This is a genomic window from Mammaliicoccus sciuri, assembly GCF_025561425.1.
GTDB classification, from domain to species: Bacteria; Bacillota; Bacilli; order Staphylococcales; family Staphylococcaceae; genus Mammaliicoccus; species Mammaliicoccus sciuri_A.
On record NZ_CP094824.1, the window covers coordinates 1,681,328 to 1,695,925 of the forward strand.

Consider the following 14,598-nt stretch of genomic DNA (forward strand, 5'->3'; position numbering starts at 1 on the left):
TATCCTCCTACATAACGCGTTTAAATAATTTTTCTAGTTCATACGTCGTTAATTCAATAATAATTGGTCTTCCGTGCGGACAAGTAAATGGGTCAGTTGTTTCTCTTAATTCATCTATTAAATGACTCATTTCATGATTTCTTAAATAATGATTAGCTTTAATAGATTTCTTACAACTCATCATAATTGCTGCATCTTCTCTTAATTTTTTAATATCAACTTTTCCATGATTTAACACGTAATCGATCATATCTTTTATGATTTCTTCTGCATCAACATTTGGCAACCAAACTGGGTATTCGCTCACCATATAATCATGATGACCAATTGGTTCTAAAAATACGCCCGCTTCAGCAAGTGATTGTAAATACTTTTCAATAATCATGTGCTCGTCTTTAGAGAAATTAAATGTTAGTGGCAACAATAAACTTTGTGTTTCGTTTGTGACTTCACCGATTTTTTCTTTGAAAAATTCATATTTAATTCGTTCTTGCGCTGCATGTTGATCAATCATAAACATGCCTGTATCATTTTGTGCCACAATATATGTTCCGTGAACTTGACCTACAACTTCCATATATGGTACACGTGGCCCTTCAGATACTTCCTCTTCTTCAATTGGCGCTTGATATGGTTTATCAACATATTCTTCTGTATCTTGAACTTCATATGTTTCTTCATTATTTTCAATATGCTCGGGTTCATCATGTTGAATATCTATATCTCTATTAGCTTCTTGATTGATAGTATCTTCTTGTATAACCGAATGATGTTCTGTCTTATCTTTAAATTGCCAAGAAGGTGAAGGTTCTCTGTTTATAGAGTTGCTTGTTTGTTCAATTTCTTCATCACTTTCACTTTTATGAGAAACTTGCTGCTGTTGAGTTATATTTTGATTTCTTTTAGCTTCAAAATCTATTTTTTGTTGTTCAAAAATTTCTTTTTGTGATTTTTTTGGCTTTTGTTTTTCTAAAGATGTGTCTGGAATTAATGACATACCTCTAAATGCTTCTTTAATTTTTTGATTAATCAATTCATAAAGTAGTTGTTCTTTAGAAATCCTTACTTCTAGTTTAGTCGGATGTACGTTAACATCTACTAAAATCGGATCCATTTCAATATTTAAATAAACGATTGGATATCTACCGATTGGTAATAGTGTATGATAACCTTCTATAATCGCTTTGTTAAGCACAAAATTCTTAATATATCGCCTGTTAATAAATATAGAAATATAATGTCGATTGCTTCTCGTGTGCTCAGGTTTACAAATAAATCCGTTTACGACGTAATCATCTGTTTCGCCATTTATTGGTACAAGATCTTTTGCAATTTTCATACCATAAATTTCAGCCATTACTTCATTTGTTCTACCTGAGCCATTCGTTGAAATAACTGTTTTATCATCTGATACGAGATTAAATGCGATATTCGGATGACTCATTGCCATTCTATTGACTATATCCGTAATTTTGCCAAGTTCAGTATACAAACTTTTAACATATTTTAATCTTGCTGGCGTATTATAGAATAAATCTTCAACAAGAATATCTGTACCTTTTTTAGCTTTAGCAGGTTGTTTTTTCGTAATTTTACCATTTTCAACGCGTACTTCATGTCCAAGCATACCGTCCGTACAAGTCTTCATCGTTACTCTACTCACTGATGAAATACTCGCTAAAGCTTCACCTCTAAAACCAAGTGTACGAATATGAAACAAATCATAATCGTTATTGATTTTACTTGTCGCATGTCTACCAAATGCTTTGGCTATATCTTCTTCTTCAATGCCTGTTCCATTATCTACGACTCTAATAGATTGAATACCTGATTCTTTAATCGTAATATCAATTTGAGTAGCTTGAGCATCAATTGCATTTTCCAACAATTCTTTCACAACAGAAGCTGGTCTTTCTACCACTTCACCTGCAGCTATTTTGTTGGCTAAAGATAATTCGAGCTCTTTAATTTTTCCCAATGCACTCACACTTTCTATTTAAGTTGTTTTTGTAATTCATGCAGTTTTGATAAAGCTTCAATAGGTGTTATGTTCATTAAATCAATTGATTTCAGTTTCTTTTCAATTTCAGATTGCCCTTGTTCTTCGAATAATTGGAATGACGGTTGCTCATACTTATCTGCTTCTTTCTCTACTTTTGTATGAGATTCAAGTTCTTGCAAAATAGTATGTGCTCTTTCAATAATTTCATCAGGTAAATCCGTTAATTTCGCTACATGAATACCGTAACTTTGGTCAACTGCGCCTTCTTTTACTTTATGCAAGAAAATCAATTCTCCTTGATATTCTTGTGCAGCTACGTGAATATTTTTAAGTCCAGATAACGTTTCATCTAAATGTGTTAACTCATGATAGTGTGTAGAGAATAACGTTTTTGCTTTTGTATGATGATGAACATATTCAATCATAGACTGTGCAAGCGCTAGACCATCAAATGTAGATGTTCCTCGTCCAATTTCATCAAATATAATTAAGCTATCTTCAGTTGCTCCAACCATGGCTTTTTCAGCTTCTAACATTTCGACCATAAATGTACTTTTACCTGATACTAAATCATCTGCTGCACCAATTCTCGTAAAGATTTGATCAAATATTGGCAATTGCGCATAATCTGCAGGCACGTATGCACCCATTTGAGCCATAATACTAATAATAGCTATTTGACGCATATACGTACTCTTACCAGACATATTTGGTCCTGTTATTAAATAGATAAAGCCTTCTTTATCTAAATAACAGTCATTTGGAACATAGTCATTATGATCCATGACGCGTTCAACAACCGGGTGTCTCGATGATTTAAGTGATAATGTTTTATCTTCACTAAAAATTGGACGAGTATAATGATATTTTTGCGCAATTTCAGCAAAGCTTTGTAAACAGTCTATTTCTGATAGTAATTTAGCTTGTGCTTGTAACTTTTCAGTATAAGCTTTCACTTCTTGTCTTAATTCAAGGAATAGTTGATATTCTAGTTCGATTGCTTTATCTTCTGCACCTAAAATGATAGATTCTTTTTCTTTCAATTCTTCAGTAATAAATCGTTCAGCATTTGATAATGTTTGCTTACGTTGATATCCTAAAGCATCTGTATCAATATGATTTAAATTTGCTTTTGTAATTTCAATATAGTACCCAAAAACTTTGTTAAAGCTTACTTTTAATGATTTTACACCCGTTCGTTCACGTTCTTTTAATTGTAATTCTGCTATCCATTGCTTACCGTTTGTTGAAGCTTCTTTATATTGATCTAGTGTTTCATTAAAGCCTTTTTTAAATATCCCACCCTCTTTAACAGAAATCGGTGGATCTTCTACTAAACTTTCATCTAATAATCGTTCTAAATCATTTAATGGTTCAAGATCTTTAAATCGGTCTATAGACTTTGAGTCTAATCTTTCAATAATTTCTTTAACATATGGAATTTGCTTTATTGAATAATTCAACTGTACTAAATCTTTAGCATTCACATTGCCGTAGCTAACTCTTCCGACTAATCTTTCAATATCATACACCATATTCAAATAACTTCTAAGTTCATCACGTTCAATAAAACCATTCACTAATTGTTCAACAGCATCTAATCTTTGTTCGATATCTCTTTGGTTGATAAGCGGTCGATCTATCCATTGCTTTAATCTTCTTGCGCCCATAGGTGTCTTCGTATCATCCATCAACCATAATAATGTACCTTTTTTAGATTTAAGTCTGATACTTTCTGTTAATTCAAGATTTCGTTTCGCGTAAAAGTCCATTTTCATATAATCTAAAGCTCTATATACGACAACTTCTTCTAAATGTGGCATATCGCGTTTACCGTTATCATGAATATAATTTAATAAATAATTTAATGATCTTTTTTGAGCGTGAGATGTGCCCGTGACAACTTCATAATCTCGTTCTTCATAGCTATCAATAACTGTGATTGTTTCAGTTATAAGCTGAATTTGTTTATATAAATTATCTGGTAACACTTTATTAACAATAATTTCATTAGGGTGAATCGTTGTAATTTCATTAATTAAAGTTGTTTCATCAACAAATGATGTTACTTTTAATTCCCCTGTTGTGACATCACAGTAACTTAAATGAAACTCTCCATCTTCTTTTATAAATCCTAATATATAATTATTCGATTTTTCGTCCATACCTTTTTGATCCATAACCGTACCTGGCGTTATGACTTGCACAACTTCTCTACGAACCATTCCTTTAGTTTGTGTCGGATCTTCCATTTGTTCACAAATCGCGACTTTATAACCTTTTGAAATAAGTTTTTCAATATATCCAGAAGCTGAATGATATGGTACCCCGCACATTGGTATTGGATCTTTCTTAGCATCTCTTCTTGTTAGTGTTATTTCTAATACTCTCGATGCTTCAATTGCATCATCGTAGAACATTTCATAAAAATCACCTAATCTGAAAAATAATAATGTATCTTGATATTGAGATTTTATCTTTAAATATTGAGCCATCATCGGCGTTGGTTTAGACATCTTTATTCACGTTCCTTTTTTTAACTTTCGATTTATCTATTTTATCAAAATTTCTACTATTAAACGAGTATGTTTATTTATTAAAAAAAGAGCGTAATAAAGCAATTTATGCTTCACGCCCTTTAATTCATGATATAACTTTAGGTATCATTTTTTAATTTCTTTAATATACCTCTTTTTTCAAAAGCTTTTAATAATATATAACTTACAATAGCGCCTATTAGACTACTAAAGAAAAATGATAAAAATAACGGCCAAAATGCTATTTTTCCTAGTCCTAGTAACCAACCAATCGGAATACAAACGAAGCTACCTATTACACCAGTACCTATTACTTCTCCTAAAGATGCAATCGATAATTGTTTGCGATATTTATAAAGTAAACTTGCTAATAATACGCCTATCATACTGCCTGGAAAAGCAAAAATCGTTCCTAAACCTAGTAAGTTTCTAATAAACGAAGATAACAAAGCTTGCGCTAAGCCATACCATGGTCCAAGAAATACGGCTGATATAACATTAATGAAATGTTGCATTGGCAATGCTTTTATTGGACCTATTGGTATCGTGATAAATGTACTAAAGACAACATTTATCGTTGTTAATATTGCGGTTAAAGTCATTAATTTAGTCTTCTTCATTATATTTCCTCCAAATAAAAAATCATTAGTCCACGTACTGGCAGACTAATGATTTTTAGCATATATAATCTTTAGTTGCACAATCTCTACGCCAGTATTACCTGGATCAAATCTACACGTATATTCTCAGCCTTGTTAGGCACCGTGTGTGCAATATATTAAATCTTAATTTGAACAGCTACTTGTGTTTGGTGCATTTCTAACGGCTGCACCTGTTTCACCAGTAAGTTGATTACCACCTGTTGATTCAATAATTTCATTTGTAACTGTGTGGCTAATTGAATGAGATACCATTTGTAAAAGTTCATTTACTTCAACTTGTGCTTCTTTAAATTCACTTACAATTGGCATTTCATCTAATTCTTTTTCAATATTTTTAATTTTTTCTTCAACCATAGCTAAAGCTTTATCTTTACCATAGTTTTGGAAATTAACCGCTTGCTTTTGTAAAGATTTCAAACTCGCCATTTTTTCTCTGACTGTTTGATTCTCATGGATTTGCGCTTCTGCACGTTTAAAGAAATCTACTTCTTCTGTTTCTGACATCATTTTCCCTAGTTTACGTGCTTGTTCTAAAATATCATCTTTTGTATACATTTAATGTACCACCTTTTCTTTAGATACAACATCTATAAATTCACCATTTAATGAATATTGTTTTGCTTCAGTAATTTTTACTTTTACGATTTTGCCAATTACATCTTTTGGTGCTTTAAAATTAACTAATTTATTCTTTTCAGTATAGCCTGCTAATACCGCTTCATCTCTCTTACTTGAACCTTCACATAAAACAAATACTTCTTGTCCTTCATATGGTTTCAATGATTCTGCAGCATATTCACCAACTACTTTATTTAATCTTTGAAGTCTTTCTTTTTTCTCTTTATCAGGTACATTATCTTTCATCTTAGCTGCTGGCGTACCTTCTCTCGGAGAATATACATATGTGTATGCATGTTCGAAACCAACTTCATGATACAACTTTATTGTTTCTAAAAATTGTTCTTCTGTTTCATTAGGATAGCCAACAATGATATCCGTTGTCAATGCTACATCAGGAATTGCTGCTTTTATTTTATGAACTAATTCTAAATAGCTTTCACGTGTATATTTTCTACCCATAATTTTTAACACTTGGTTATTACCAGACTGTACTGGTAAATGTATATGAGGTACAATATTACCACCATTAGCAATCACTTCAATTAAACGATCATCAAAGTCCCAAGGGTGACTTGTCGTAAAACGTACACGTGGTATATCGATTTTAGTGATGTCATTTAACAAGTCACCTAATCCATAATTTAAACCTTCAATATCTTTACCGTATGCATTTACATTTTGACCTAATAAACATATTTCTTGGTAGCCTTGTCTTGCTAAGTCTCTTACTTCAGCAATAATTTCTTCAGGCATACGACTTCTCTCTTTACCACGAGTGAACGGTACAATACAATACGTACAGAATTTGTCACAACCGTACATAATATTTACCCACGCTTTAATTCTACCATTTCTTACTTTAGGTAAATTTTCGATGACGTCGCCTTCTTTAGACCATACTTCAACAACCATCGCTTTAGACATATATGCTTCTTCTAAAATTTCAGGCAATCTATGGATGTTGTGTGTACCGAAAATCATATCAACATTCTGGTATGATTTAAGAATTTTATTAACGACAGATTCTTCTTGTGACATACATCCACATACACCAATTAAACAATCTGGTCGCTCTTGTTTAAGATGCTTTAAATTCCCAATTTCACTGAACACTTTATTTTCAGCATTTTCTCTTATCGCACACGTATTAAGTAATATCACATCAGCATCTTCTACTGAGTTCGTCGGTCCAAAACCTAACGCTTGTAAGATACCAGCCATTACTTCTGTATCATGTTCATTCATTTGGCAACCATATGTTCTAATATAGAATTTACGACCTTTCCCCATACCTCTATGTCGTTCGTCTATTTTAAAATCATCATGATATTCAACTTGTGATTTCCCTCTTTGTTTAGCGTCCTTTAAATTTGGAGGTTGATAAACATGTTCGAAGTACTTGCTATAATCCTTCTCTAAATTAGGTTCTGTCTTCGCTTTGGCCTCCTGTTTTCTTTGCTCTTCATTCAATTTCAAAACCCTTTCTGCCCATATATTTATACCTATATATTATATTAGAGTTCAACATAAAGTGCAAAAATGTTCCGACATTTTTGCTCGTTCATTTCATGTATCAAATATTTAATTTTAAAGATGCTTAATCCAAAATCTTCTCGTATTTTCTTCTTCATCTGATTGATACGGTCCATCTTCTACACCATTATTATTTATAATGACTTTCGCACTTGCATCATTTGATTCATCACAAGTTACAAGAACAGAATGAACACCTTCATTATTTAAATTCTTAACTGCATAATTTAACAACTTTGTCGCATAGCCTTTACCACGTTCACTTTTTCTAACACCGTATCCGACATGTCCACCTTTTTTATATAAATAGTCGTTTAATGCATACCTAATATTTACAGCGCCAACAATTTTGTCATCATCAATAAGTACATACGTTTTTGCTTTTACAAAGTCTTTATCAACAGGGTTAATTGCTTCTTCTAACATGATTAACATCTTGTCAAACCCACCATGTTGACGGACATCTGTCGCCCATGGAACAACGTGTTCTTCGTTTTCATACCATTCATTCATATATTCTGTGAATAACGATTCAATATCTTTATCTATTTCTCTGAATTCCATAAACGCCTCCCCTTTTAGTTTAATTCTTTTATTTGCTCATCATCATTTGTATTTAACATATGATAATAAATACCTTTTTGTTCGATCAACGCATCTTGTGAGCCAGATTCAATCAATTCACCGTGAGATAATACAAAGACTAAGTCTGCTTTTTTAACTGTATTTAAACGGTGCGCAATAATAACACTCGTTCTACCTTGCATTAATGTATCTAACGCTTCTTGAATTTTAATTTCAGTTACAGTATCGATACTACTTGTTGCTTCATCCAATAAAAGTATTTTAGGATCTTGAAGTAAACATCTTGCGATAGAAATAAGTTGTTTTTCGCCTTGAGATAACGAACCAGATTCACCTTTTAATACTGTATCATAACCATTTTCTAAAGCTTCTATAAAGTCATGTGCATTTGCTTTTTTGGCAGCTTCTACAACTTCTTCATATGTAGCATTTGGCGTTCCATACATAATATTGTCTTTAATCGTTCCATCAAATAAATAGGAATCTTGTAACACGACACCTATAGAACTTCTCAAAGATTCACGCGTTATTTTATTAATTGGAATGCCATCAATTAGAATTCTTCCTTTATTCACTTCATAATAATGTAGAATAAGTTGCACGATTGTCGTCTTACCTGCACCAGTTGCGCCGACTAATGCAACAGATTCACCGTTATTAATTTTAAAGGATAAATCTTTTATAGTCGGTACTTTTTGGTTAGGATCATATTTGAACTCAACATGTTCGAATTCAATTTCTCCATTAATATTTTGATAATCTTGCGCCTCTTTATCATCTTTCTCACTTGGCTCATCCATAATATCAAAGACACGTTCAGCACCTGCTATTGCAGATAATACTGTATTAAATTGGTTTGCTAAATCAGATAACGGTCTTGTAAACTGTCTCGCATATTCAGCGAAAATCACGATTACCCCAACTGTAACACCAGCAGTTTGATTAAGTGCTAATATACCACCAATACCAGCTACAATGGCAAAGCTTAAATTATTTAAATAGTTCATCACTTTTGGTATTAAACCACCAAATGTAATTGACCAAAAACTATATTCTCTTACGTCTTTTGCTTTTTCATTAAATGTATCTATAACATACTTTTCTTGAGAAAAAGCTTTAACTACTGTTTGTCCATTTACTATTTCTTCGATATAACCATTCATAATACCAAACTGTTTTTGGCGTAAAGCATATAACACACTTGTACGTGCAGTAATCCATCTTAAACTTATAAACATGATTGGAATAATAATGACCGTCAATAGTGTGAGTAAAGGACTTAAATAAAGCATAATTGAAAGTGTACCAATGAGTGTCACGACACTTGAAGTAAACTGTATAAATGATGAATTTAATACTTGTGATACATTTTCAATATCATTTTGCATTCGACTCATCAGTTCACCATGTTGCTTTTGATCATAATAAGCAACAGGTAAAGTTTGAAAATGTTTAAACAGTTGATTTCTTAATAAATATACCGTGCGCTGGGCAATACTGACCATCATAAACGATCCTATATATGATGTAACTGACAATATGACATATACAATAGCAAGCAATATGATATATTGCGGCAGCCCATTTAATTCTTTCGGTATAATTTTCGCATCAATGATATGTCCGATTAAAAACGGTCCAACTAAACTTAATATGGATGAACATATAATCATTAGAATTACAACAATCAATTGAATTCGTTTTTCGTCTATTAATTTCCATATATTTAATAATGTACCTTTCGTATCTCTAGCTCTTTTTTTCTTTTTAGTTGGCTTTTGAGTACGATTTTCATCTTCAAATACTGATTTATGACCATAAGGATTTCTTAGACTCATGATGAACTCACCGCACTTTCTTGACTACTTGCAATTTCTTTATACAATGGTGATGTTTCTAATAGTGATTCATGTGTCCCAATCGCTTCAATACGTCCATCGACTAGTAACATGATTCGATCAGCTGTTTGAGCAGTTGAAATTTTTTGCGTCACAATTAATTTCGTCGTTTCTTCTTCTTCCAACGCATCCCATAAAGCAGATTCTGTCTTAATATCTAATGCAGATGTTGAATCATCTAAAATTAATAAACCTGGTTTCCTTACAAGTGCTCTAGCAATAGATAGTCTTTGCTTCTGACCACCTGATAACGTCACACCTTGTTGGCCAATCATCGTATCATATTGATTATCAAAACGTTCGATTGATTGGTGTATTTGTGCTTTTTCTGAAGATAATTCTAACATTTCACTTTCAGCTGATGGGTCTCCAAATTGCAGATTCTCATAAATTGTCCCCGAGAATAACAATGCTTTTTGAGGTACATATCCAATTGCATCTCTTAAAGATTCAATTTCCCAGTCATTTACGTTTTTATTGTTAAGCAATATTTCTCCTGTTGTCGCTTTATACATTTTAGGTATCAAACTGAGTAACGTTGATTTACCAGAACCTGTAGATCCCATAATGGCAAAAGTTTCTCTCGGTTTCACTTCAAATGATATATGCTCTAAAACAGGTTTATGACTATTTGGATACGTGAAAGAAACATCTTTAAATTGAATTGGATATGCATAATTTGAACTATGTTCAATTTCATTATTAAACACTTTTTCATCTGATGGTGTAATTAATACTTCTTCAATTCGTTCACTTGATGCTTTCATTCTGCTGAGTGTCATGATTAAGAAAGCAAGCATTCCAAATCCACCTTGCATTCTCATACCGTAATTTAATATCGCAACTAATTTACCGACTTCTAAAGTAGAATGATCGACCATATCTGAACAAAACCATACAACAGCTAATATACTGCCATTTATAATCAATAATAATGAAGGATTGATAAATTCCATGAGGCGTAATGCGTATGTATAATTGTTTCTAATATCTTTGATTTTTTCATTAAATTGATTGATTTCTTGTTTGCTCGTTTGGCTCGCTTTAATTAATCTAACCGCTTCTAAATTCTGTTGGAAAAATCTATTCATTTCATCAAATTTTCTTTGAATTTTTGTAAATAATTTAGATCCTTTTCGAGCAATTACAAATATAATAATAAAAATAATCGGAGAACCTATTACTAAATAAATCGCTAATTTCGGTTCCACTGCAAAGCTTAAAATAATACTCCCAATAATCATTAAAGGCGCTCGTAACATAATTCTAATTGACATATATACTGCTTGGTCACAATTGGTTACATCACTCGTTAACCTCGTAATTAAACTTGAAGTCTTAAACCTTTCTAATGTTGCTAAAGAAAAAGACTGGATTTTCTTAAATTGTTCAGTTCTTAAATCATAAGCAAATGCTTGAGATACATGCCCCGCAACAAAACTATTCCATATCCCTGATAATAGGGCTACTAATCCTGTTACAAGCATAATCACTAAATACAAATATACGTGGTTCAAATCATTCTTTAAAATGCCGTTATCAATAATTTCTGATATAAAAATGGGCTGAATGAGTTCAACCGCTAATTCTACTAACATTAATATTAAACCAAGTATAAACAACCATTTATACGGTCTAATAAATTTAAGTACCGTTTTCAATTTACATATCCCCTTTAATATATTTTCCTATAACATTCTCCTTTTCTTCTAACTCATTATTTTGAAATTATGATTTATACTTATCCGTTAATGTATCCATTGTTATACCTTCAGGCACATGATAGAACTTAATCTGAGAAATTATGCTGTCACATTCAAGTTCAACCATTCGTTCATTTATTTGTTCAATAAGAATAAGACATGCATTCAAATCTCCTTCTATCGTTGTTTCTAAAGGATGTACTTCATATTTAAGACCCGATTGATCGATGATACTGATTGCCTCATCAACTAGTGGAATAACACCTGTTTGTTGATGTTCTGGAATAATTTGAATACTCATTAATGTATTTGTCATTTCGAATCCCCCTTTTCTATGTATAAAAGCTCATAGATAAATCTATGAGCTTAAAGTGGTATTATTATATAATTATTTAAACTGAGAAACAAGTTCATCAAATTGATTTTGTTCTAGTTTAAGTGACTTTTTAACAAGTGGTTGTTCATCAAACTGTTCAATTTGTGATTCATATGATGGTGTATCTTTATCTTGATAAATAATACCTGTAATCATAGATTCAGTATCTAATACAGTTTGCATTGCTTGAGATTTATTCGTATTATCATAACCTTCAATATCTGCAAGCTTTGTTAAATTTTCTTTAAACCAGTCATACGTATTAATTTTATTATACGTTACACATGGTGAAAATACATTTACAAATGAAAATCCTTTATGATTAATCGCTTCTTCAATAATACTTGTTAATTCTTTAATATCACTAGAGAAACTTTGAGCAACAAATGTTGCACCAGATGATATCGCTAATTCTAAAGGTGCAATATTTTGTTCGATGTTACCTTTTGGAGTTGATTTCGTTACAAATCCTTTAGCTGAACTTGGTGATGTTTGTCCTTTTGTTAAACCATAAATTTGGTTATCCATAACGATATAAGTCATATCCATGTTTCTTCTTAATGCATGAACAGTATGACCCATACCAATCGCAAATCCATCACCGTCACCACCTGAAGCGATAACAGTTAAATCTTTATTTGCCATTTTAACGCCTTGAGCTAATGGTAAAGAACGGCCATGTATAGAATGAACGCCATATGAATTTACATAACCACTTAAACGACCTGAACATCCAATCCCTGTTATAATGGCAACTTCTTCTGGCTCTAGCCCAACATTAGCTGCTGCTTTTTGAATCGCAGCTTGTACTGAGAAATCTCCACAACCTGGGCACCAGTTTGGTTTAACATTATTTCTAAAATCTTTAAATGTTGCCAATTAAATCAACTCCTTCATATTACTTACGATTTCTAAAGCTTTATCTTCTATTTCATGTGGTAAGAACGGTGTACCGTCATATTTAGTTTGGTTAATAATTTTATTTTGATGATTAATATTCATCTTAATAATATTAGATAATTGTCCTTGATAGTTATGCTCAGCTACAACAACTTTTTTAGCTTTGTTAAATGCTTCTTGCACAACATCTGAAGGGAACGGATGAAGTTGTCTAATTTGAATATGATTGACTTTCACATTTTGTTGATCCAATCTTGAAATAGCTTCTTCGATTGCACCAGCTGTTGAGATAAAGCCAACATATAATATATCCGCTTCTTCATATTTTTCATTAGATTCTACTGGCTCATCTATCAATAATTGAGCTGTCTTGCGCATACGTTTATCCATTTGTTTTTGTCTGTTTTCAGCACTTTCAGAAGGTTTTCCTTCTTCATCATGTTCAACACCTGTAACGTGATGGATACCGCCTTTTGTACCTGGTAAGATACGTGGTGAAATACCTGAATCTGTTAAAGCATAACGTTTAAAGTACGCTTTATCTTCTTGTTTTTCTAAATCACCTTCAACCAATGCACCTCTGCGAATTTCAACTTTGCTGTAATCTAATGATTCGACAGTTTGTTTACCTAATGATAATTGTAAATCTGATAATAAAATAACTGGACATTGATATTCTTCAGCTAAGTTAAACGCTTCTACAGTTAAGTAGAACGCATCACTTGCACTAGTTGGTGCCAATACGATTTTAGGAATGTCACCGTGTGTACCATAAATCATCTGCATTAAATCTGATTGTTCTTGTTTCGTTGGCAAACCAGTAGAAGGACCCCCACGTTGTGTATTGACAATCACAAGTGGTGTTTCAGTCATACCTGATAAACCTATTGATTCCATCATTAATGATAAACCTGGACCTGCTGAAGATGTGAATGAACGTACACCAGCATAGTTTGAACCTATAGCCATTGTACATGCTGCAATTTCATCTTCTGTTTGAATAACCGTTCCACCTAGAGCTGGTAATCGATCAATAATATATTCCATAATTTCTGATGCTGGTGTGATTGGATATGCCGCCATAAATCTAACGCCTGCTGCAACAGCACCTAAACCAATTGCATCATTTCCTATCATAAATAAATGACCTTCTGAATCAGTTGGGTCTAATGTATGTTCACTTTGTAAATCGTCCATTTGTTCAGACATTAAGCGATATCCTTCATTTAAAGCTTGAATGTTTAAATCTACAACACTCTCGCCTTTTTTACCGAATAAATCTTTTATTAATGATTCAAATACTTTCGTATCTAAATCCATTACGGCACAAGTTGCACCAACTGCGACCATATTTTTCATAAGTGCAGTGCCCAATTCTTTTGCTACACCTGTGAATGGTAAACTAACCAATTGTGCTTTACTATCTTCTGGATTTTGTGGTTTCGCTTTCTCATCTGCAATAATAATACTGCCTTCAAGCATTTCATGATAGTTAACTTCTATCGTCTCTTGATCAAATGCAATTAATATATCTAAATCGTCACTAATAGCTCTTACTGGTTTTGACGATACTCTAATTTTATTATTTGTATGACCGCCTTTAATTCTACTTGAAAAATGGCGATATCCGTATAAATAATATCCTTGACGGTTCATAGCAGTTGCAAAAATTTCACCTGTTGATTCAATTCCTTCGCCTTGCTGTCCGCCCACTTTCCATGAAATTTGTGATTTCATTTTATGGCCTCCCCATGTAATATCTCATATTATATCATAACAAA

Annotated in this window: 11 protein-coding genes and 1 riboswitch; all 11 genes read right to left on the reverse strand. The window is 32.4% G+C overall.

Going from position 1 to position 14,598, the window contains the following annotated elements; translation table 11 throughout:
• Positions 1-7 precede the first annotated feature (7 nt).
• The gene (mutL, locus tag MUA60_RS08685; protein WP_262647919.1) at positions 8-1,978 is read right to left on the reverse strand and encodes a DNA mismatch repair endonuclease MutL; all 1,971 of its coding nucleotides are present in this window, start codon (positions 1,976-1,978) and stop codon (positions 8-10) included.
• Between the two features lie 14 nt (positions 1,979-1,992).
• Positions 1,993-4,518 carry a DNA mismatch repair protein MutS gene (mutS, locus tag MUA60_RS08690; RefSeq protein WP_262647920.1) on the reverse strand — a complete coding sequence of 842 codons (2,526 nt, stop codon included), beginning with the start codon at positions 4,516-4,518 and terminating at the stop codon, positions 1,993-1,995.
• Positions 4,519-4,658: 140 nt separating this feature from the next.
• Entirely contained in the window at positions 4,659-5,159 is a 501-nt protein-coding gene (gene thiW / locus MUA60_RS08695; protein ID WP_262647921.1) for an energy coupling factor transporter S component ThiW, read from the reverse strand.
• A 65-nt stretch (positions 5,160-5,224) separates the two neighbouring features.
• Positions 5,225-5,316: riboswitch (TPP riboswitch) on the reverse strand.
• An 8-nt stretch (positions 5,317-5,324) separates the two neighbouring features.
• A complete protein-coding gene (locus MUA60_RS08700) occupies positions 5,325-5,756 on the reverse strand; it encodes a YlbF/YmcA family competence regulator (RefSeq protein ID WP_025905606.1) in 432 nt (143 codons plus the stop codon).
• Positions 5,757-7,292, reverse strand: coding sequence for a tRNA (N6-isopentenyl adenosine(37)-C2)-methylthiotransferase MiaB (gene miaB / locus MUA60_RS08705; RefSeq protein ID WP_262647922.1), 1,536 nt, complete (start codon positions 7,290-7,292; stop codon positions 5,757-5,759).
• 117 nt (positions 7,293-7,409) lie between these two features.
• A complete protein-coding gene (locus MUA60_RS08710; protein ID WP_262647923.1) occupies positions 7,410-7,919 on the reverse strand; it encodes a GNAT family N-acetyltransferase in 510 nt (169 codons plus the stop codon).
• Between the two features lie 14 nt (positions 7,920-7,933).
• Complete coding sequence (locus tag MUA60_RS08715) at positions 7,934-9,778, reverse strand: ABC transporter ATP-binding protein (RefSeq protein ID WP_262647924.1); 1,845 nt, start codon at positions 9,776-9,778, stop codon at positions 7,934-7,936.
• The gene (locus tag MUA60_RS08720) at positions 9,775-11,499 is read right to left on the reverse strand and encodes an ABC transporter ATP-binding protein (RefSeq protein ID WP_262647925.1); all 1,725 of its coding nucleotides are present in this window, start codon (positions 11,497-11,499) and stop codon (positions 9,775-9,777) included. Before MUA60_RS08720 ends, MUA60_RS08715 begins: the two co-directional genes overlap by 4 nt.
• A 67-nt stretch (positions 11,500-11,566) precedes the next feature.
• Entirely contained in the window at positions 11,567-11,857 is a 291-nt protein-coding gene (locus tag MUA60_RS08725) for a thiamine-binding protein (RefSeq protein WP_025905601.1), read from the reverse strand.
• Between the two features lie 72 nt (positions 11,858-11,929).
• The gene (locus MUA60_RS08730) at positions 11,930-12,796 is read right to left on the reverse strand and encodes a 2-oxoacid:ferredoxin oxidoreductase subunit beta (RefSeq protein ID WP_025905600.1); all 867 of its coding nucleotides are present in this window, start codon (positions 12,794-12,796) and stop codon (positions 11,930-11,932) included.
• On the reverse strand, positions 12,797-14,554 hold the full coding sequence (locus MUA60_RS08735; protein WP_262647926.1) for a 2-oxoacid:acceptor oxidoreductase subunit alpha: 1,758 nt from the start codon (positions 14,552-14,554) through the stop codon (positions 12,797-12,799).
• Positions 14,555-14,598 lie beyond the last annotated feature (44 nt).